This window comes from Caproicibacterium sp. NSD3, from assembly GCF_053613275.1.
Genome location: NZ_CM132119.1, coordinates 2,248,038 through 2,268,575, shown reverse-complemented (window position 1 = coordinate 2,268,575; position 20,538 = coordinate 2,248,038). Strand labels below are relative to the sequence as shown.

16 protein-coding genes and 1 tRNA gene are annotated in these 20,538 nt (G+C 45.5%); 7 read left to right on the top strand and 10 right to left on the bottom strand.

What is annotated here, in order from left to right; translation table 11 throughout:
- Window positions 1–32: 32 nt before the first annotated feature.
- The 6 genes from ACVS9P_RS11075 to yfbR form a co-directional block, all read right to left on the bottom strand.
- Window positions 33–203, bottom strand: a complete 171-nt coding sequence (locus tag ACVS9P_RS11075) for a DUF362 domain-containing protein (RefSeq protein ID WP_180341872.1) — start codon at window positions 201–203, stop codon at window positions 33–35.
- 122 nt (window positions 204–325) lie between these two features.
- Window positions 326–1,207, bottom strand: a complete 882-nt coding sequence (locus ACVS9P_RS11070; RefSeq protein WP_452103592.1) for a PSP1 domain-containing protein — start codon at window positions 1,205–1,207, stop codon at window positions 326–328.
- A 69-nt stretch (window positions 1,208–1,276) separates the two neighbouring features.
- Complete coding sequence (locus ACVS9P_RS11065; RefSeq protein WP_452103591.1) at window positions 1,277–2,131, bottom strand: ATP-binding protein; 855 nt, start codon at window positions 2,129–2,131, stop codon at window positions 1,277–1,279.
- Window positions 2,132–2,140: 9 nt separating this feature from the next.
- Window positions 2,141–2,464 carry a cyclic-di-AMP receptor gene (locus ACVS9P_RS11060; RefSeq protein ID WP_452103590.1) on the bottom strand — a complete coding sequence of 108 codons (324 nt, stop codon included), beginning with the start codon at window positions 2,462–2,464 and terminating at the stop codon, window positions 2,141–2,143.
- 53 nt (window positions 2,465–2,517) lie between these two features.
- Window positions 2,518–3,807, bottom strand: coding sequence for an aminotransferase class I/II-fold pyridoxal phosphate-dependent enzyme (locus ACVS9P_RS11055; protein WP_452103589.1), 1,290 nt, complete (start codon window positions 3,805–3,807; stop codon window positions 2,518–2,520).
- Between the two features lie 41 nt (window positions 3,808–3,848).
- Window positions 3,849–4,457 carry a 5'-deoxynucleotidase gene (yfbR, locus tag ACVS9P_RS11050; protein ID WP_452103588.1) on the bottom strand — a complete coding sequence of 203 codons (609 nt, stop codon included), beginning with the start codon at window positions 4,455–4,457 and terminating at the stop codon, window positions 3,849–3,851.
- 211 nt (window positions 4,458–4,668) lie between these two features.
- Here yfbR and ACVS9P_RS11045 point away from each other — a divergent pair, with 211 nt between their 5' ends.
- The 5 genes from ACVS9P_RS11045 to ACVS9P_RS11025 all read left to right on the top strand — a co-directional run bounded on the left by ACVS9P_RS11045 (window position 4,669) and on the right by ACVS9P_RS11025 (window position 11,061).
- Entirely contained in the window at window positions 4,669–7,044 is a 2,376-nt protein-coding gene (locus ACVS9P_RS11045) for a YfhO family protein (RefSeq protein WP_452103587.1), read from the top strand.
- 16 nt (window positions 7,045–7,060) lie between these two features.
- Complete coding sequence (locus ACVS9P_RS11040) at window positions 7,061–8,050, top strand: glycosyltransferase family 2 protein (RefSeq protein ID WP_452103586.1); 990 nt, start codon at window positions 7,061–7,063, stop codon at window positions 8,048–8,050.
- 140 nt (window positions 8,051–8,190) lie between these two features.
- Complete coding sequence (locus ACVS9P_RS11035) at window positions 8,191–10,227, top strand: thioredoxin domain-containing protein (RefSeq protein WP_452103585.1); 2,037 nt, start codon at window positions 8,191–8,193, stop codon at window positions 10,225–10,227.
- Between the two features lie 189 nt (window positions 10,228–10,416).
- Window positions 10,417–10,752: a hypothetical protein gene (locus ACVS9P_RS11030; protein ID WP_452103584.1), complete on the top strand. Its 336-nt coding sequence runs from the start codon at window positions 10,417–10,419 to the stop codon at window positions 10,750–10,752.
- An 18-nt stretch (window positions 10,753–10,770) separates the two neighbouring features.
- Complete coding sequence (locus ACVS9P_RS11025; RefSeq protein WP_452103583.1) at window positions 10,771–11,061, top strand: hypothetical protein; 291 nt, start codon at window positions 10,771–10,773, stop codon at window positions 11,059–11,061.
- Window positions 11,062–11,630: 569 nt separating this feature from the next.
- Here the strand turns inward: ACVS9P_RS11025 and ACVS9P_RS11020 are convergent.
- On the bottom strand, window positions 11,631–12,797 hold the full coding sequence (locus ACVS9P_RS11020; protein WP_452103582.1) for a M20 family metallopeptidase: 1,167 nt from the start codon (window positions 12,795–12,797) through the stop codon (window positions 11,631–11,633).
- 36 nt (window positions 12,798–12,833) lie between these two features.
- Window positions 12,834–14,249: a YfcC family protein gene (locus tag ACVS9P_RS11015; protein ID WP_452103581.1), complete on the bottom strand. Its 1,416-nt coding sequence runs from the start codon at window positions 14,247–14,249 to the stop codon at window positions 12,834–12,836.
- Between the two features lie 139 nt (window positions 14,250–14,388).
- Here ACVS9P_RS11015 and ACVS9P_RS11010 point away from each other — a divergent pair, with 139 nt between their 5' ends.
- Window positions 14,389–15,330, top strand: a complete 942-nt coding sequence (locus ACVS9P_RS11010; RefSeq protein ID WP_452103580.1) for a LysR family transcriptional regulator — start codon at window positions 14,389–14,391, stop codon at window positions 15,328–15,330.
- Between the two features lie 298 nt (window positions 15,331–15,628).
- Here ACVS9P_RS11010 and ACVS9P_RS11005 read toward each other — a convergent pair.
- Together ACVS9P_RS11005 and ACVS9P_RS11000 are read right to left on the bottom strand one after the other, a co-directional pair.
- Window positions 15,629–15,705: transfer RNA gene (locus tag ACVS9P_RS11005), tRNA-Arg, on the bottom strand.
- Window positions 15,706–15,757: 52 nt separating this feature from the next.
- Complete coding sequence (locus tag ACVS9P_RS11000; RefSeq protein ID WP_452103579.1) at window positions 15,758–17,794, bottom strand: glycoside hydrolase family 13 protein; 2,037 nt, start codon at window positions 17,792–17,794, stop codon at window positions 15,758–15,760.
- Between the two features lie 263 nt (window positions 17,795–18,057).
- Here ACVS9P_RS11000 and ACVS9P_RS10995 point away from each other — a divergent pair, with 263 nt between their 5' ends.
- Window positions 18,058–20,490 (top strand): glycogen/starch/alpha-glucan phosphorylase, encoded by a 2,433-nt coding sequence (locus ACVS9P_RS10995; protein ID WP_452103578.1) that lies wholly within the window; start codon window positions 18,058–18,060, stop codon window positions 20,488–20,490.
- Window positions 20,491–20,538: the final 48 nt, after the last annotated feature.

The following is a 20,538-nucleotide window of genomic DNA, read 5'->3' as shown; positions in this document are numbered from 1 at the left end:
TTGAAAGACTTAACCCGAAAAGTCTCGGAAAATCAGCCTTCCTCGATTGCACCAACAGGGCATGCGCCAGCGCAGGAACCACAGGAAATGCAGGTACCTTCGTCAATAACGAACTGACCGTCGCCCTCAGAGATCGCTCCGACCGGGCACTGACCAGCGCAGGTGCCGCAGGAAATGCAAGCGTCCGTAATTTTATATGCCATTGGGATCCACCTCCAATTCAAATCTAAATTAGTTTTATTCTACCATACATTTCTAAAAAAGCAAGGTACAATACATAAATTAGCAAAAAATTAACAAAAAGAACCAGCTTTCGCCCTTTTTGTTATTCGTCTTTTGCAGGAGCAGAATCTTCTTTTGGCGGGCCCTTTTTTTGCTTTTGGCGGGGAAGCGGAGGGCGCAGCATTTTACAATTTTTCACAGAGTATCCCACCGAAGCGGCGTCCGCAGCAGCAGAATCAAGATGAACCTGTAAAATACCAGAGAGAAGATTTACTCCGGTAACCATTCCGCGTCCGTCCGGTGTTGCGACCAAGCTTCCCTGAGCGGGGGTGGAATGAAGAAGATCCTCATAGGCTTCCTGTTCATACTTTAAGCAGCACATCAGTCTGCCGCAGGTCCCGCTGATTTTGGTGGGGTTTAAAGAAAGGCCCTGTTCTTTTGCCATTTTAATGGAAACCGGCTGAAATCCATCGAGAAACTGGCTGCAGCAGAATGGTCTGCCGCAGATTCCGAGGCCGCCTAACATCTTAGCTTCGTCGCGTACGCCGATCTGTCTCAATTCGATCCGCGTGCGGAAAACACTTGCTAGGTCTTTGACAAGTTCCCGAAAATCCACCCGGCCGTCTGCAGTAAAATAGAAAAGAATTTTGCTGTTATCAAAAGTATATTCAACATCAACCAATTTCATTTCAAGATTATGAGCAGCAATTTTCTTTTCACAAATTCCGAAAGCAACCTTTTCTTTTTGATGGTTTTCTTCCTGATGCTCAAGATCCTCTTTTGTGGCGATACGAATCAGCTTTTTAAGCGGCTGAACCACATGGGAATCTTCTATATGCCGATTTTCCATGGCGACTTCACCGCATTCGATGCAGCGGGTAGTCTCTACAATGGCCATGTCTCCAAGATGAACGATTTGCCCATCCGGATCAAAATAATAAATTTTCCCCTGATTTTTAAAGCGAATGCCAATTACTTCGGCCATAAATTCTCCTTTTTCCGAATATCACCGGAATCAATTTTTAAAAATTGTTTTCTACTGACTTGCTTAAATTCATTCTTCCCCAGAAAAAATCAAAGAGGCAAAATGAGTCAACAGCAGAGGAACATTTGCATTGCGGTGCAGTGCATTCTGTTCTTCCTGTGCAATGCGAACAAGAGAGAACAGTTTTGCCTTTGTCAAACCTTTAGAGAGAAGCTTTGCACTTTCCGGATCGCAGAGCGGTTTTCCGCCGCATCTTAGGATCAAAGCATCCCGAAAAAGCAGGATCATATCATGAAAAATAGTATCTGTATGGGATTTATCACGAAAAAGCAGCGCACATTCGCACAAAAATCCAAACTCATCGCCATGACAGATTTTTTCACAGAGCGTTTTGCAGAGTGGATCCGGCTGGGAGATTTTTGCTTCCAGACGGAAAGTCTGTACGCGGGAACGAATGGTGGGCAAAAGTGCAGAAGCATTTTCCGCAGTTAGAAAGAACTGAACCGCAGAAAACGGTTCTTCCAGCGTTTTTAAAAGCGCATTCTGTGCTTGCTCGCTGAGATTTTGGGCGTCTGCCAAAATATAAACTTTGCAGGCAGCCTCGTTAGGACGAATTGCAGCATCGGAGCGCAGGAATGTAATGGATTCTTTGTGAAAGGACCGCGCACCGCCTTCCCCTGAGAGCAGGGAAATGTCGGGGTGACAGTCCAAAAGTGCCTTTTTGCATCCGGCACAGTGGCCGCACGGACGTGCAGCATCATCCGTGCAGACACAGGCAGCAGCGAGCAGCTTTGCAATCGGCAGGGTAGAATCCGAGGTTCCCTCTAAAAGAACCGCGTGAGGGAATCTGCCGTTTTCAAAAGCACCTTCTAAATCCTGCCGAAACCTTTGGAAACCGATGCTTTCCGGAAGAAGCAGCTTCATAGAGGCTGCTCAGACCTTTTGGAAACGGTCTACATCGAGTACAAAGACGGTCGCACCGCCAACTGTAACCTCGATGGGGAAGGAAGAGTACATGCCAACGTCCATTGTGGTGGCGCTGGGAACAAGCTGCGTGCGGCGGCTGCTCTGGGAAGCAATCAGCTTGATCGCGTGATCAACCTTATCGTCGTCTGTACCAATCATAAGAGTGGTATTTCCCGCTTTTAAAAATCCGCCGGTTGTCGAGAGTTTTGTCACCTGAAAGCGCTCTTTGTTTAGACTGCGGTTTACTGCAGGGGCGTCGTCGTTGCTCACAATAGCCAGAATCAGTTTCATTTAAAATACCCTCCGTATCTCTCTGAAAATTTATCATAAAAAACCTAGTAATATTATAACACTTTTACAGTAGAAAAGCCATAGTCCTTTAAAAGAGAAGCAGCTTCCGGAAGAATTAATTCACCGGGCATAACGACCGGAATTCCAGGCGGACAGGGACAAGCTGCCTCGGCACAGATAGCGCCGACCGATTCTTCTACCGGGAGTTCATGATTTTCGGATAAGACTGCTTCGCGAAGCGGCAGCACGACCGGCGGTAGCTCTTCTAATTCCGGCAGATCCGAATCAGAAGGGAGCGCCTCTTTTTGAGGAAGTTCTGAAAATGTCTCAAGGGCTTTTTCGACTCGCTCAAAATCTTCCGGTTGATTCCACGGGGTTGCGATCAGCACACAGTAGCGGCTGTCTGCCATTTCGGGTTCGACCCCATTTTTCCGCAGAAACTCGGCAAGCTCTTCGCCGGAATAACCGTGGGAAGAAGCATCCAGTGTCAGTCGGGTGGGATCGTCGCTGATCGAAGGAATCGAAAGAGAAGCAGCTTTTTCTTTTAGCTTAAAGATGGCTTCTTCTACCGGCCCAAAAGCGTCCGGGTGCTCAGAGAGCCATTTTACAGTGAGGTCGATACTTGCCATAATCGGATAAGAAGGGCTGGTAGAGCCGAAAAGCGCCATAGCACTCTTGGCGTTCTTTAAAAATTGCTCATCTCCAATTTGGAGCAGAGCACCGCCGGTTAAAACGCCAAGCGTCTTGTGGACGGAATCAGCCGTCATCGAAGCGCCCAGATGAAGAGGGTGCAGGTCGGGCTTGGTGAAGGCCAGATGAGAGCCGTGGGCATTATCCACCAGGAGTGGGATCCCTTTTTCTTTGCAGGCTTTTGCGAGAGCCGGAATATCGAGTACCCTGCCATAATAATCCGGGCTGGTCACATAGCAGGCGTTTACCTGTACCGGAGAATGCAGATAGAGCAGCAACTCTTGGGGCTTTACCCATACGGGTTCCAGCCCTAAAAGAGCCATAGCGTTTACCGCGGAGCGGTGAATCTTGCGGGAACAAAGGACCCTGCCTTTTTCTGGGCAGGCGAGGTGAAGCATCGTCTGAATACAAAGCGTGCAGCCGTCACTCGAAAAAAGCGTGCGCTTTGCACCAAAGAGCTGGGCAGCGTTTTGTTCAGCTTTCAAAATAGGGCCGCAGGCGTCATAGAGACTGTCGGTATCCGGCAGCTCCGTTAAATCCAGAGAAAGCAGGTCTTTGGGAAGAAAAGCATTTTTGTGGCCGGGCGTATGAAAAGACGACCGTCCTAGGGAAAGATGATGGCGTAATGCGTTATAAAGGGGAGAATCAGCCATTCTTAAAGCTCCTTTCGAAATAAAGCAGGGGATTCTAAAAATTAGTTTTGAGGATTGCCCGCTGCCGGGGATTCTAATTCGTCCAGTGTGAGCCGGTAGCTCGGCAAAAATTCCTCCAAAAAGGCTTCGGCTTCCGGCAAATGCATGGCGTGGATCGAAGACAGCAGAGTCTCTTTTGCTTTGCTGAATTCCAGACTGCCGGTTCCTGTTTCCTCCGTGCATTTGATGAGCGCGCTGAGCTTGTCCGCAGCTTTTACCAGCGGACGCAGTTCCTCATCACCAGGGGCGTCCTGCAAAAAGAGTGTGCGGTAGTCCCCCTGCAGTTCTTTTGGAAGAAGAGAGACAAGTCTTCCGGCGGCGTCATGCTCGACTTCTTTATAAGCAGATTGAATTTTCTGGTTGCCATATTTTACCGGCGTCGGAAGATCACCAGTTAAAATTTCGGTGCAGTCGTGAAAAAGAGCCAGTGCAGCAGCTCGCTCCGCATTGACATGACCGCCGAAGCGCCGATTGCGCAGAAGACAAAGCGCATGGGCCAGAACAGCAGTTTCATAACTGTGTTCGCAGAGATTTTCGGGGCGGGAGTTACGCATTAAACCCCAGCGGTGAATATATTTCATACGGGAAAGCATCGCAAAAAAATGGAACAAAAGGATTCCTCCTGTCGAAAAAATTCCGCTTAAAGCGGGCTCTTTTATGGTACCACCAACGGAACCAATTTGGCAATGCTTTCGGCCTAAAAAGGCAGAGGAAAAAGGATGTGGATTTCTATAAAAGCTTCCCGGAAACAACGCTTTTTTTTCCTTCAGAATGTGTTATAATATTCCAGTATCAATCATTCGTTTAAGGAGGATTAAGCCTTTGAAGCGCTTGAGTTTAGAACAGAAGCCCTATCTTCTGCGTGCGCTGCTCTATGGGATATTAACGGCGGCAGTGCTTTTTCTTCCATTTATCATTTATGATAAAGGATATTTTTTATTTTACGGTGATTTTAATGTACAGCAGGTGCCGTTTTATCAGATGTGCCACGATGCAATCCGCAGCGGAAATGTTAAATGGAGTTGGACAACCGATCTTGGAGCTAATTTTGTTGGTTCCTATAGTTTCTATCTTTTGGGGAGTCCCTTCTTTTGGCTGACCATTCCATTCCCAAGCGAAGCGGTTCCATATTTGATGGGGCCCCTTTATATTCTAAAGTTTGGCTGTGCCACAATGACCGGTTCTATTTACATACGCCGGTATGTCCATTCTTCAGAAGGCGCGATCCTCGGCGGAATGCTGTATGCTTTTTCCGGCTTTGCCATTTATAATGTGTTCTTTAACCATTTTCATGAGGCGATCGTCTTTTTCCCACTGCTTCTGTGGTCTTTGGACGAGTATATGTACCGCCGTCGGCGCGGCGTTTTTGCGTTTTTCGTTTTTGTCACGGCTTTTATTAATTATTATTTCTTTGTGGGAATGGTCGTTTTTCTTTTGATTTATTGGCTGCTCCGATTCTTTCAAAAAGATTGGCGGATTTCTGCAAGAGATTTTGGATTTTTGGCGCTGGAAGCGGTCTTGGGCGTCCTTTGTGCCTGTGCGATCCTTTTGCCCACTATCCTTTGTATTGTTCAGAATCCGCGTGTCAATAGCCCTTCGCAGGGGTGGTATGCATTGCTTTATGATAATGAACAGCGGTATCTGCATATCCTTTCCTGCTTTTTCTTCCCACCGGATCTTCCTGCCCGCGCTAACTTTACACCGGATTCCAACAGCCAATGGGCTTCGCTCGGCGCGTGGCTTCCGCTGTTTAGCATGACCGGGGTTATCGCATTTTTACAGAGAAAAAAGAAAAATTGGCTTAAAACGCTGCTCTTTATCCTCTTTTTCATGACAATGGTGCCAGTGCTCAACAATGCATTTCAACTTTTTAACAGCAGTTATTATGCCCGTTGGTTCTACATGATTACCCTGATGATGAGTCTTGCGACTGTGCGCAGTCTGGAGTTTTCCGATGTGGATTGGCTCAGGGCAATCAAATGGACAATCGGCATCACGCTGGGGATTTCACTGCCGATTGGATTTATGGTGAAGAAAGTTACCAGCGGGGAAGAAACCACTTGGAGCTATGGCCTCGAAAAATATCCGAGTCGGTTCTGGCCGTATGTAGCCATTGCGCTTTTGAGCCTGCTTTTGCTGCTCCTCATTTTCCATGAATATCAGAAAAACCGCCGTGGCTTTATGAGAATGGCGATTTTTGGAACCGCTTGTATTTCGGTCGTTTATGGCTGGTTCTTTATTACAACCGGGAAAACACAGGGCGATGATACTCATAATGAACTGATTCCCTATGCTTTAAATGGCGGAAAAGATATTGATCTTCCCTATTCGGATATTTTTTCTCGGATCGATGTCTATGATGGAATGGACAATCTGCCGATGTATTGGCAGATGCCGACCATACAGGCTTTTCACAGCATTGTGCCGGGCAGTGTGATGGACTTTTATCCCACGATCGGCGTCAAGCGCGATGTTGCCAGCCGTCCGGATACGAAAGTTTATGCGCTGCGCAGCTTTACCAGCTGCCGATGGCTGTTTGATCCGACTACCCGCGGACAAAGTTTTGTAGATCCTGCGACAAATCAGACTCGCATGCCGGGCTGGACTTATATTACGAACGAAAACGGCAGCAATATTTATGAAAATGAATATTTTATTCCGATGGGGTTCAGTTATCAAAAATTCATCACACGCGCGGAATATAATGAACTTTCAGAATCACAGCGTTGTTTGGTCCTCTTAAAGGCGGTCGTCCTGCCAAATGATAAGGCGGCGGCCATCGCCCAGCAGAGCGGGCTTACACATTTGGATTCCCCTCAGCTGGCGGATTTTTCTCAGCAGAGCTATTTTAAAGACTGCGTCGAGCGTGCGGCAGGAGCCTGTACATCGTTTACGACCGATAACAATGGATTTTCAGCGGTTGCTGAGTCGAGCGCTGACCGGTTAATTTTCTTTAGCGTTCCCTATGAGAGCGGATGGAGTGCGACCGTAAACGGTCAACCGGCTGAAATTGAAAAAGTCAATGTTGGATTTATGGCGGTTAAAGTACCGGCCGGTGAAGCACAGATTCGATTTAATTATGAAACACCCGGCTTAAAAATTGGTATTTTGATTTCAATTGCGGGATTTTTAATCTTAGGGGCTTATGTCTTTCGCGGTCGTCAAAGAAAAAGATTGATCCAACAGCAAAGAAATTAAATAAAGGAGTTTAAAAATGCCAACGGTTTATTTTGTAATTCCATGTTATAACGAAGAGGCAGTTTTGCCGGAGACGGTGAAAGAGCTGACAAAAGTTTTAGAAGGAATGGAAAAGCATGGCTTAGCAGACCAAAAGAGCCGAATGCTCTTTGTCGATGATGGCAGCCGTGATCAAACGTGGGAGCTGATTTCTAAATATCATGAGGAAAATCATTGGGTGAGCGGGCTGAAGCTTTCTCATAATCGTGGGCATCAGAATGCGCTGCTCTCTGGATTAATGACGGCAAAAGAAGTAGCAGACTGTGCAATCAGTCTTGATGCCGATTTGCAGGACGATGTAAACGTTTTGCCGCAGTTTGTGCAAAAGTATCTGGAAGGCTGCGATGTGGTTTACGGTGTGCGCAATAAGCGCGAGACGGATACTTTCTTTAAAAGGACGACGGCCGAAGGTTTCTATAAGGTGATGCAGAAGTTGGGCGTAGATATTGTGTTTAACCATGCGGATTACCGCTTGATGAGCCGCCGGGCACTGGAAGCGCTTTCCGAATACAAAGAGGTCAATCTTTTTCTGCGAGGAATTGTGCCTCTGATCGGTTATAAGAGTGATTATGTCTACTACGATCGCCATGAGCGGTTTGCAGGGGAGAGTAAATATCCGCTGAAAAAGATGATTTCATTCGCGGTGGATGGAATCACCTCTTTTAGTGTAAAACCACTGAAAATCATTTCAAATTTGGGAATCTTGGTTTCAATTTTGAGCATTTTTGGACTGCTTTATGCACTGATCTCCCACTTTACAGGAAATGCTGTTTCCGGCTGGACGGCGATTGTGTGTTCTATCTGGCTGCTGGGAGGAATTCAGATGCTGTGCTTGGGTGTAGTCGGCACTTATGTCGGCAAAATTTACAGCGAAGTGAAGGGACGTCCGCGCTTTAAGATCGAAACGCTTCTCGACGATAACACGGAAGAACAAAAGATTCCACTGAGAAAAGATGAAAAGTTTTAAATTAATCAGATCAAGGGCCTCACAGAAGAATTTCTGTGAGGCCCTTTTTTGGATTTTTTCATAGAACTTTTTATCATGATACTTTAAATAAGTGGGCATGTTAATACTCATAAGATTATGATTATTAGGAGTGACAATTTATGGGAATCAAAGAATATACAAATGAGTTAATTCACGAGAAATCGCCTTATTTGTTACAGCATGCCCACAACCCTGTAAATTGGTTCCCGTGGGGAAAGGCAGCATTTCAAAAGGCAAAAGAGGAAAATAAGCCTATTTTTTTAAGCATAGGCTATTCTACTTGTCATTGGTGCCATGTGATGGCTCATGAGTCTTTTGAATCTTTACAAGTGGCAGAACTCTTAAATCGAGACTATATCTGTATTAAGGTAGACCGCGAAGAACGCCCCGATGTAGACGCAGTGTACATGTCTGTATGCGTGGCGTTTCATGGAGCCGGAGGATGGCCGTTGACCGTTATCATGACGCCGGAGCAAAAGCCTTTTTGGGTTGGAACTTATTTGCCTAAAACTTCACAGTATGGGCATATGGGGTTGTTGGACCTTTTAACCTCTATCTCGCAATTATGGAAAACAGATCGAGCAAAACTGATTGAATCGGGGGAAAATGCGGTCCAGCAGTTGCAACAGCAGGAAACAAAAAAGCGCCCTGTTTCTGAACTTAATGCGGAAGTGTTTACGCGTGCTTTTCAATGGTTTCAACAGATTTATGATCCCAACTGGGGAGGATTTGGTGCGGCGCCAAAGTTTCCAACTCCATTTAATTTATTGTTTTTACTGCGCTATTTAGCGGCCGAATCCCAAGAAAATGCGCTAGAAATGGTTCAGCACACACTCGACCAAATGTATAGAGGAGGAATTTATGATCATATCGGGGGCGGTTTTTCGAGGTACTCTACAGATGAAAAATGGCTAATCCCCCATTTTGAAAAAACACTTTATGATAACGCATTGCTTTCTCAGGTCTATCTTGAAGCATATGAAAAAACGACTCGCCCCATTTATCGTTGCATTGCGGAAGAGGTGCTGGATTATGTTCTTCGCGAGTTGACAGATGAGCAGTCCGGGTTTTATTGCGGGCAGGATGCAGACAGCGACGGCGAAGAAGGAAAGTACTATCTTTTTACACCGAATGAAATCAAGACGGTATTAGGGAAAGAAAAATCAACTAAATTTTGTGAATGGTTTGGAATCACTGAAACAGGAAATTTTGAGGGGAAGAGTGTTCTAAATTTAATTGCAAATTCAAGATGTGCAGAAAAGGATCAACAGATTGAAGCCGATTGCAAACTCCTTTATGATTATCGCTTAAAACGTACGAAACTTCATAAGGATGATAAAGTTCTGACTGCTTGGAATGCGCTTATGATCTCAGCTTTGGCAGATGCCTTTATCATATTACAAGAGCCTAGTTACCTGAAAGCGGCGCAAGATGCGCAACAATTTCTTTCAGCGTCTCTTGTAAATCATCAGACAGGCCGCTTATACCGTCGGTGGCGCAAAGGCGAAGCTGGAATTGCCGCGCAGTTAGACGACTATGCGTTTTATATTTTTGCGTTACTCAAACTTTATCAGGCCACTTTTGAGGTGCTCTATTTAAAGGAAGCTGTCCAATACTCCAAGCAGATGGTCGATCTGTTTTTTGATAATGAGGAGGGAGGTTTCTATTTGTATGCAAAGGACAGTGAATCTTTGATTGGCCGCCCGAAAGAGATATACGATGGGGCAATCCCTTCGGGAAATTCGGCCGCTTTGGCTACTTTGCTTTGGCTTTTTAACCTTACCGGAGACGTTATGTGGCAGCAGCTTTTCGAAAAGCAATCGGTATTTTATTCCGGCTATCTTTCTGACTTTCCTGCCGGAAATTGTGCCGCTCTATGTGCATTGATCAAAGTGCTGTATCCCTCTCAAGAACTGATTTGTGTTACCTCAGAGAATCAGGCGCCTTCGAGATTGATCTCCTTTTTGCATCGTCATCAAAAACAACTTCCGTTCAGCATAATCAAGACAAGCGCAAATCAAAAAGAATTAATGGAGGTGGCTCCCTATACCGAAAGTTATCCGATTCCAACTGAAGGGCTCGCTTTTTATCTTTGTAAAGATGGAAAATGCTCGGCACCGGTAACCGATTTGCGAATTTTGCAGCAGATGATTTAATTAGGAAAACATGAAATATTTTCCTAATATTATTGATTATGGAATTGACGGTCCCTAAGATATGGATTACTATATAATAAGTTAGAAAATTATTGCAATGTTTTGTACAACTTTTAATCATCAAAAGGGGTGAGCCCGTTGAGTATTAAAATGGTCCTTTTTTAATATCTTGTTTAGGAGTGGGAATTTATGAAGGAATCTGATTTAGAACCGAGCTTTATGCGGCAATGGAAAAAATCTGTCGCAATTTCTGTAATTTCGTGTACGGCTTTGGGAATTTTTGCTTTTCTGATGGATCGGTTTTATGGAACAGACTTTTTTAGAGAACGGCGTTGGCTTCGAATTTTGATGATGGTTGGGATATTTGCAACACTGCTTCCCAATAAAAAGTTACATGATCAAACAGGGCTCAGTTATTGGACCCTTGACCTGTGGCAAGATAGTACAATGATGGTGCTGTCGATTCTTTATACGATCGAGTTTTTCCTTTTAGGAAAATATGTTTTTTACACCATCAACCATTGAATAAGGAGAGGAGTCCCTATGAGTGAAAAAAGAATAACAGATTTTATTTTTCCGATCGGTCTGCTTCTCCTGAACCTTATGTTGATTAGTTTGCTTTTATGGCCGTCCGCGGCGGAATTATTTGGAAATCCGTGGGTGACAGCGGCGTTTGTGGGTTATTTTGCACTTTCGCTTTTTTTAACAAGGAGACAGAAGAAAAAACAGACACAAGAAGAAAACATAAAATCAATAAAAATTTTGGATCTGGTGAATGAAAGCTTGGGGTTTATTGTTTTAGCGATTTTATTAACAGACCCATACCTGCATTAATTATTGTTGTCATAGAGAAGGCTGTTATGAAAATCTGATTTTAATAGAGAGAGAAGGAATCCTATGCAACAACAATCAAATAAGACAAAAAGTCTATGGCACCTATGCGCGCTGCTCTGCTTCCTTTGCGGGCTTATTTTTGCATGTAGTGCGATCCTTGTAACGCTTAAAATGTATTCAGTCTCCATCCCAATGGGGAAAATTGGAACGGTAATTGGCATAATTGGTGTCATTTTATATTGGATCATAATAGGAGGAGCGCCAGCAGCGGAGAACACAAAAGAAAAGCGGGAAAAGTTTAAACAGGATAGATGGGTCAGACGTTCTATATTGTCCTTGAAAATTTGCCTTGGAATTGCACTGATAGCGATTCTAATACGAAGACCTTAAAGTACATTGTATCTGTTCTGCATTTCAGCGCTTTTAATTAGAAAACAAAAAAGAAAGACCGATTTTAAATCGGCCTTTCTTTTTTTGCTCGTTAAAGCAGTTTTGCAAAAACAGAGGAAAAATCGGCAAGCGGTAAAATGACCTACCAGAAAATTATCTTGTATCAGTAACGGAGAGAATCAGACCTTGGACCGGTTTTGTTCAAAATCGGTTTGAATCTCTTTCAAAAGGCCGGGAGCAGTGAGGATGTCATAGACAGTTCCGGCGAGGGTTTTTGCCCCGACCAAAATGGCCAAATGAGCGTCCTCGTTTTTACCGCAGTCTACAAAGGTCTGGGTGTGGCTGCTGGTACCGGAAGGAACAAATTTTACACGAATACAACAGCCGGGGACTTTGCTCATTACATTGCCGAAATCGGTGCTGCCGGTTTTTTCGCGGGCGGGGGCGATCCCCGGTGCATGACAGGCTGCCGCATTGGCCATGACAAGATCATTCAGCCGCAAAGCTGGAATTTTTCCCATCAAAGTCTTGGTCTTGACAAACTCGCAACTCACATCTGCCATCATGGCGGCTCCTTGTATCAGCTTTTCAAACCGTCCACAGACTTCCTGCATCACATCGGTGCTGTAGCTGCGCACACAGAAGATGCCGACCGCATGGTCCGGAACAACGTTTTCGGGGCCCGGAAGCTGCCCGATCGTGTAATGCAACCGCACGTCGTCCCTTACATGCTCCCGTAAAAATTCTACGCCCTGAAAACTCATCAGAAGCGCATCCAACGCACTGCGGCCGCGTTCCGGAGCAAGCGCCGCGTGGGCGCTGATACCGTGGAAGGTGACTGTGTAATCGGTCAAGGCCATACTTTTTATATCGACACAGGTATCTGGACCGCCGTGCATCATCAGAGCTACATCAATGTCGGAAAAATATCCTTCTTCCTGTAGACTGACTTTTGCGCTGCGCGTTTCTTCCGCGGGAGTGCCATATACAACGAGAGAGAAGTTTTCACTTGGACATGCTTCTTTTAGTGCAATGGCGGCGGCGCAGATGCCGGGGCCCTGCAGATGATGGCCGCAGGCGTGACCCATGCCGGGCAGAGCATCATATTCACACAAAAGCCCGATACGCGGGCCGCCGTTTCCGTGGTGATAAACAGCACGAAAGGCAGTGGACCATTTGCCCAGACCAATTTCCACTTCAAAGCCGTGCTTTTTTAGGTAATCGGTCAGCAGTGCACAGGCTTTTTCTTCATGCCCGTCATATTCCGGATTGTCATGAATGAAATCAGCCATATCAAACAGATCGGTATGCTGTTTATCGATAAGTTTATAAAGAGTCTCTTTCATTTTATAGGGCTTCCTTTAAATAAAATATTTAGAAAATTACATTGGACCATAATTCATCATCTGGGCGATAATGACCAATACGCTGCCTGTAGCAAACCATACAAGGAACAGCTTCCACATGAATTTCATCCACCGGTCATAAGGGACATTGCCGGCACTTAAAATGCCCATCAACGCAGTGGAGGTGGGGAGAATGTAGTTGCAAAAACCATCGCCGAAGTTGAAAGTCAGAATGCAGGTCTGCCGTGTGACGTTCAGTAGATCAGACAGGGGAGCCATGATCGGCATGACCGCTGCTGCCTGGCCGCTGCCGCTGGTCAAGACCACGTTGATCAGGGTATTGGCGAACAGCATACCGACACTTAAAAGTGTTGGAGGCAGGCCGCTCAACATGGCGGTCAGGCTGTGAACGATGGTATCTGTGATGCCGCCGGCGGTCAAAATTGCGCCGATGCTGCGGGCCATGCCGATGATAAAGCCTGCACCGAGCATCTTTTTACAGCCAGCCAAAAATTCAGTGCAGATTTTATTGGCGCTAAATCCAGCCAGAATGCCAATTACCACTGCCAGTACCAAAAACACGGCCGACTGTTCTGAAAAGCTCCAATTTAGATTGATGCAGCCATAGACGATGACTCCCAGTGCAACGATCAGAGCCGCAATAGCAAGGCTCTTACGAACGTCCATGTGGCCGAAGTCATCGAGGTTTGCCTTTTTAAATTCGCTCTGCTGATCCAGGTCGTACATGGGGCTGAGGGTAGGATTTTTCTGGATCTTTTTGGCATAACGAACCAACCAGAAGCAAGTAATAATATAGAATACCACAAAGCAGACCCAGCGGTAAGCAATGCCGCTATAAGGGGGCAGTCCGGCAATCTTTTGCGCCACCAGAGTGGTGCTGACATTTAGGGTGCCGGTGGAAAAACCGATGGCACCACCTAGTAGGATAATCCCTACGCCTACGATACTATCCAGCCCAAGACTGAGGGCGAGCATGACCATAATGGGGGCAAATCCAATAAATGTATTCACCGCCTGAGTGGTACAGATCAGGGCGAATACGAGCATTAGCAGCGGAACAAAAATTTCTACCCGCTGGCTGTATTTGCGTGCAACTTTGGCAACCAGCGCCTGCAAGGCTCCCGCACTGGTAAGCATGTAAATCGCACCACCACTAAATAACACGACAAAGATCAGATCTGCATTGTCAACGAAGGACTTGACAATGGTAAAAGGAATGGACAGCGGATTGACCGATGTATTCTCCACATAAGAGAAATTGTCCGCGTTTACGACTTTTATGCCGCTGCCATTATCATACCGTTCGTACTTACCGCTGGGAATGATCCAAGTCAAAAGTACTGCTGCCAAGATGATGATAAGCAGGATGACAAAGGTATGAGGCATTTGAAAAGATTTTTTTGGTTTTGCTTTTTCCGCTTTTTCCAACATGATTCTAACTCCTTTTTTATTGTATTGAGCCTTGCTATCACCTGTTTTCTCAATTATAATAAAGTAAAAAAAGAAAAACAAAACAATTATTTTTATAAATATCATTGATAAAAACTATGATTTTGAGGGGACGAGCAGGATGAATTTAAAAGAGCAGGAATATATGCTGGCGCTGGGCCGCCACGGCAGCCTGACAGGTGCCGCGCAGGAGCTGTGGATTACCCAGCCGACGCTGAGCGTTTTCCTCAATCGTCTGGAAAAAAGCATGGGGGTTCAGCTGTTTCAAAGGGTTGGAAAAAGACTGGTACCAACCGCTGCAGGGCGTGAGTACTTGGCCTGTGCGCATCAGATGGAACTGATGAAGATGGATTTCGATAAGAAGCTTTCTCAATTTGCGCGGGAAGATCGAGGGGTCCTGCATGTGGGCAGTATGCGTCACCGAAATCTGTATCTGTTTCCACGTCTCATCCGTAATTTTCAGAATGTTCATCCAGGAATTCAGGTCATTTTGCACGATTCTAGTCCGACAGATTTGGAGAAAATGCTGAAAGATGGCGATTTAGATCTGATACTGACGAACCAGCCGGTGGAAAATCCATCGCTTTCTGTGCGTCCCATTTATGAGGATCGCCTGGGGATGGTTCTGGGTTCCGCCAGAGCTGCTAAGCTGGGACATCACGGGAACTGGGAACGCAATATGCAGTATCTGGACCTGCGAGCGGTGCAGGATGATATGTTTTATATTTTGCCGCGTCCGCATTCTGTGCGGCTGATTGCCGAAAGTGCGTTTCGTTATGCGGGAATCCATCCTGCTCATGTGCAAGAGGTGAGTAACATTGATTTGGGGTGCCAGCTTGCGGCGGAAAATCTGGGGGCGGCATTTACAATGGAAAGCTATTACCGCTATTTCAGCTATCCAAAACCGACGAAATGTTTTTTTGTGGGGGACCCAAAGTTAAATATCAAGTGGAGTATTGCTTTTCGAAAAAAAGCTACCGTGCCTTCTTATATGAAAGATTTTATGGAGCTTTTGAAAGAGCAGATACGGGATGTGAATCTAAGAGAGTTTTACAGCCGATGAAAAGAGTTTGATTAGCCGACTTTTTCATTTTGCCACGAGGCTAAAAAATCAAAGGTCTGCCCTATAGGGCAGACCTAACAATCCATTCGTAAAATTTACTTTCATGATCGTTACTACAGTAAAGCAAAAAACAAGCCGCTGTCGGCTATAGAAAAATTATTGTAAAACACGTAGCAACCGCCGACGTTTCCCTAATTTTTCAGTGATTTTCAGCGATTTTGATGCAAAAATAGAAAAAAGAAAAACCGCACCAGATAGCCAACAAATGGCTTTCCAATGCGGTTTTCTTAAAATTATTTGGTGCGCCCACGGGGATTCGAACCCAGGACCTCTTGATTCGTAGTCAAGCACTCTATCCAGCTGAGCTATGAGCGCATAAGCTATCACCTTGACAGCTTTTTCATTATAGACAATCTATTAAAAAAAGTCAAGTGCTTTTTTTGGAATCTGACTTTTGGGAATCTATTTTTTGAAGAAAATCCATCAGCTGTTCTTTGATTACGGGCTTTTCTTCGCTCTCTAAAATCTGGTCTTTGATGGACTCGATTGTTTCATTGGAAGAGGGGGTAGGCAGCGTTTCTAAAGAAGGATTTGGCCCCGAAATCTTTCTGCGTGAGAGTAAGAGCATCCCCTGCGCTTCGAGAGTTACACTGCCGTTTCGGTCTGGTTCCGGCCCAAATTCAATCTGTGCGGTGCGCCAGTCGTCGGGAAGATAGAAAGGTTCTTTTGAATCTGCCGCGTTAACGGCGATTAGGAGCTGATCGCGCAGATTGCTGCGGGTGTAGATCAGCAAATGACCGCTTGCGTGAATCGGCTGAAAGTCCCCTTCTTTTAAACAGGAAAATTCTTTACGAAGAGAACCTAAACCACGGTACCATTCCAAAAGATCGGCGTCTTCGTTTCCCCATGGATAAACCCGGCGGTTAAAGGGATCTCGATAGCCTTCCATACCGGCTTCGTCCCCATAATAAAGGCATGGAACCCCCGGCAGCGTATATTGGATTAGGGATGCTGCTTTGAGCCGCCCAACCGCATGAGCTCGCTGTTCCTCCGAGAGCTTTTGCTCACTTTGCCATTTTCGGTCACGCCCGTTAAGCGGTTCTCCGCCTAATACACTCAAAGCCCGCTCGGTATCGTGCGTTCCGATATGATTCATTAAAATCCGAATCGTTTGCGGCGGATAATTTTCCAAAATTTCCGTAATGGATTCCATGATCTGCGCCGCATCCTCTCCGGTGAGAAAGTCTAAAATTGCGTCGCGAAATGGATAATTCATGACGCTGTCAAGTTGATTTCCTAAAAGATACCGCCGCCTTTTTCCATAAGCGTATTTTGTGGTGGCATCTTCCCAGACCTCCCCGAGGATAACTGCATCCGGATTTTCTTCCCGTGCAGCTTTGCGGATGTCCTCCAGAAAACTGTCGGGCAGTTCGTCTGCAACGTCTAAACGCCAGCCGGAAGCTCCGGCCCGAATCCATTTGCGGATAATTCCGTTTTTCCCTGTGATATAATTACGGTAATCCGGATTTTCTTCCTTTACATCGGGCAAGGTAGTAAAATTCCACCAGCATTCATAATCGTTTGGCCAGTTATGAAAACGATACCACGAATAATAGGGGGAGTCTTTGCTCTGATAGGCTCCGGGCTCCGGATAACGGCCTTCCCGGTTAAAATAAATACTGTCACTGCCGGTATGATTGAAGACACCATCAACGATTACATGGATCCCGAGCTTTTTGGCTTCTCTGCAAAGGGTGCGAAAGTCATCCTCATTGCCGAGGAGCGGGTCGATTTTTTCATAATTTGCCGTGTTGTAGCGATGATTGGAATGAGCTTCAAAAATTGGGTTTAAATAAATGCAGGTGACCCCTAATCCTTTTAAATAATCCAGCTTTTGAGTAATTCCAGGGAGATCGCCGCCAAAATAGTCGTTATTTTTGACGACTCCCTTTTCACCGGACTGCCAAATCGGTTCTTCGTCCCACTTTTTGTGAAGCATTCGGTCGTTTGGAACATTGGATTTTCCTTTACCGGAAGCAAAAAAGCGGTCGGGAAAAATTTGGTACATCACACCGCCGGAAAGCCAATCCGGAGTGCGGTAGGTATGCTCAAAAACGGTCAGCTGCCAGAGCCTCCCGATAGGACCGTGAAAAGCGGAATCTTCGCCGTCTGTTCCTCGATAAAGATCCTGCCAGCCGCGCCATGTATTCACCTGGAAATGATAGAAATAGAGCCCTTCTTCCTGCGGAATAAAATGACATTCCCACCATTCAAAGTTTTCCCCATTCATTCCGCACCAGAAAAGGTCCAGTGTGGAAAGACTCTGATCTCGGTCGCGCAGGACCAAAAGCCGCACTGCACTGACCCGTAAATCGCGCGGCATGGTCACGCGAAAATGAACGGGCTGATGATCGCCTACTGCCCCCATAGGACTGCGATAAGACAGACTGCGTGAATTAAACATATAGTTGTTCCTCGGTTCTAATCATTCGGCTGCAAATTACTTTTAGTTTAATAGATTCTATTTTAGATTGCAACTTTTTGCAAAAGGAAAATAGAAAGGAATGAATATGTTTGATGGGTTAGATGTAAAATTATTTTGGATTGTTGCAACGCAGCGGGATTTATTTTATAATAATGAAACCATCTCACATTGTGAATTTTCGAACAGAAACATTGGAGAAAGCCGGCAGCAATCCGAATGAGGCTTTCATTGGAGGAGCGCAAATGAATTATCATTTATCCGAAAAAGAGATACAAAATCGTGTTCTTGCAAAATTGGAGCAGAATTTTGGGGTTGCGCTGAACAATGCGACAGATGATCAATGCTATAAAGCGGTCGCTAAAGTTGTGATTGATCTTCTTTCAAAAGGATATAGCGAATTTTCAGAAAAAGCAGAAAAAAACCATACAAAACATGTGTATTATCTTTGTATGGAATTTTTGATGGGGCGCAGCCTTAAAAACAATCTTTGGAATTTAGGGCTAGAAGAGCCTTTTCGGGAGGCCCTAGGGGAAATGGGCTTAAAACTCGATCGTCTTTATGACTGTGAGCCGGACGCCGGTCTTGGGAACGGCGGATTGGGAAGACTTGCCGCCTGCTTTTTGGACGGATTAGCGACTGATGGCTATCCTGCTACCGGATACAGTCTTTGTTATGAATATGGGGTCTTTCGTCAAAAGCTGGTAGACGGCTGGCAGACGGAACTGCCTGATTTTTGGCTGCCTGGTGGGCAAGTCTGGCTGCGGGAAATTCCGGAAAAGGCAGTAGAAGTTCATTTTGATGGGCATATTGAGGAGTCGTGGTCAGGCTCTCATCATATGACGACGCATAAAGATTATACCAATATTATTGCAATTCCATGTGATATGTATGTTTCCGGTGCAGATGGCAAAGGAATTTCCTGTTTGCGAATCTGGAAGAGCAAGAGTCCGGATTTTAATATGAAGCTTTTTAATTCCGGCGAATATCTGCGGGCGATGGAACGCAATGCAATGGCGGAAGTAATTACGAAGGTGCTTTATCCGGAAGATAATCACATGGAAGGAAAAAGTCTGCGGCTTACCCAGCAGTATTTTTTGGTGAGCGCCAGTATCCAGGATATTGTCAGGAATCATCTTTTTCAATATTCTACGCTCGACAATCTGCCCGATTTGGTGGCAATTCATCTGAATGATACGCACCCGGTCCTTGCGATTCCCGAACTGATGCGGATTATGCTGGACGAGTGTGGTTACAGCTGGGAAAACGCATGGGATATTACCACTCGTACGTTTGCCTATACAAACCATACCGTGATGAAAGAAGCATTGGAGTGCTGGAATACGGATTTGTTCCGTCTGCGCCTGCCAAGAATTTATCAGATTATCGAGGAGATCAACCGCCGCTTCTGCGCCGAAATGCATGAGCACGGCGTGGATGGATATAAAGTCGGCCGTATGGCGCCGCTCAACGACGGATTTGTCAAGATGGCTAACCTCGCTGTCGTAGGGGCACATCATGTAAACGGGGTTTCCGGTCTGCACAGTCAGATTTTAAAAGATACGGTTTTTCATGACTTTTATACGGAAATGCCTCAGAAATTTACAAATGTGACGAACGGGATTGCGCACAGAAGATGGCTTTGCCAGGCGAATCCGGGGCTTTCAAAACTGCTGACTGAAAAAATCGGGGACGGATATATTCATTTTGCCGATCAACTTAAAAAATTTGAAAAATTTAAAGACAATGGGTCAACGCTGGAAGCTCTTTCTAAAATCAAACATGAAAACAAAGAACGTTTGGCTGACTATATTAAGCAGGAAAATGGAATCATACTTGACCCCGATTCTATTTTTGACGTGCAGGTGAAAAGAATGCACGAGTACAAACGCCAGCATCTGAATGCGCTGCACATTCTTTCTACCTATCAGTGGCTGCGGGAAAATCCGAATGCGGATTTTCAGCCGCGCACCTATCTTTTCGGAGCGAAAGCGGCGCCTGGCTATTATTTTGCGAAGCAGATTATACGGTTTATCTATCAGCTTTCTCAGGCCATTGACAATGACCCCCGCGTAAAAGAGAAACTCAAGGTTGTCTATATCGAGGATTATCGAGTCACGCTGGCAGAACTGATGATTCCAGCGGCCGATATCAGTGAACAGATTTCCCTAGCAGGCACCGAGGCGAGCGGCACCAGTAATATGAAATTTATGATTAATGGAGCGGTTACGCTGGGAACGCTGGACGGCGCCAATGTGGAGATCCATGATTCTGTGGGGGACGATAATATGTTCCTTTTCGGAATGACCACGCAGGAAGTAAACAGTTTAAGACAAGCGGGGTATCATCCGCGGCAGATTTATGAAAACAATCCGATTATTCACAGAGCGGTCGACGAGATGCGCACCGGCTGGAACGGAAATAATTTTTCGGAAATTGCAGATTCGCTCATCAATCAGGACCCATACATGGTTTTAGCCGATTTTGACAGCTATGCAAAAGCGCAGCAAAAATCGGCTAAAATCTATCAGGATTCGCTCAGTTGGCAGAAGATGAGCCTGACAAATATTGCAAATGCGGGAAGATTTGCGGCTGACCGTGCGATTCACGAGTATGCAGCAAATATTTGGAACTGCATGCCGGTTCCGGGGGTTGCTCCAAAGCCGGATCATGAATAAACAGGTTAGGGATAACCAATAGCTTTTTATATTGTTAGCTGTGCTAAT

Bases quoted from the DNA above. Each gene is read 5' to 3' on its own strand.
- ACVS9P_RS11075 (WP_180341872.1), bottom strand. From the start codon at position 203: ATGGCATATAAAATTACGGACGCTTGCATTTCCTGCGGCACCTGCGCT.
- ACVS9P_RS11070 (WP_452103592.1), bottom strand. From the start codon at position 1,207: ATGGCCGAAGTAATTGGCATTCGCTTTAAAAATCAGGGGAAAATTTAT.
- ACVS9P_RS11065 (WP_452103591.1), bottom strand. From the start codon at position 2,131: ATGAAGCTGCTTCTTCCGGAAAGCATCGGTTTCCAAAGGTTTCGGCAG.
- ACVS9P_RS11060 (WP_452103590.1), bottom strand. From the start codon at position 2,464: ATGAAACTGATTCTGGCTATTGTGAGCAACGACGACGCCCCTGCAGTA.
- ACVS9P_RS11055 (WP_452103589.1), bottom strand. From the start codon at position 3,807: ATGGCTGATTCTCCCCTTTATAACGCATTACGCCATCATCTTTCCCTA.
- ACVS9P_RS11040 (WP_452103586.1), top strand. From the start codon at position 7,061: ATGCCAACGGTTTATTTTGTAATTCCATGTTATAACGAAGAGGCAGTT.
- ACVS9P_RS11035 (WP_452103585.1), top strand. From the start codon at position 8,191: ATGGGAATCAAAGAATATACAAATGAGTTAATTCACGAGAAATCGCCT.
- ACVS9P_RS11030 (WP_452103584.1), top strand. From the start codon at position 10,417: ATGAAGGAATCTGATTTAGAACCGAGCTTTATGCGGCAATGGAAAAAA.
- ACVS9P_RS11025 (WP_452103583.1), top strand. From the start codon at position 10,771: ATGAGTGAAAAAAGAATAACAGATTTTATTTTTCCGATCGGTCTGCTT.
- ACVS9P_RS11020 (WP_452103582.1), bottom strand. From the start codon at position 12,797: ATGAAAGAGACTCTTTATAAACTTATCGATAAACAGCATACCGATCTG.
- ACVS9P_RS11015 (WP_452103581.1), bottom strand. From the start codon at position 14,249: ATGTTGGAAAAAGCGGAAAAAGCAAAACCAAAAAAATCTTTTCAAATG.
- ACVS9P_RS11010 (WP_452103580.1), top strand. From the start codon at position 14,389: ATGAATTTAAAAGAGCAGGAATATATGCTGGCGCTGGGCCGCCACGGC.
- ACVS9P_RS11000 (WP_452103579.1), bottom strand. From the start codon at position 17,794: ATGTTTAATTCACGCAGTCTGTCTTATCGCAGTCCTATGGGGGCAGTA.
- ACVS9P_RS10995 (WP_452103578.1), top strand. From the start codon at position 18,058: ATGAATTATCATTTATCCGAAAAAGAGATACAAAATCGTGTTCTTGCA.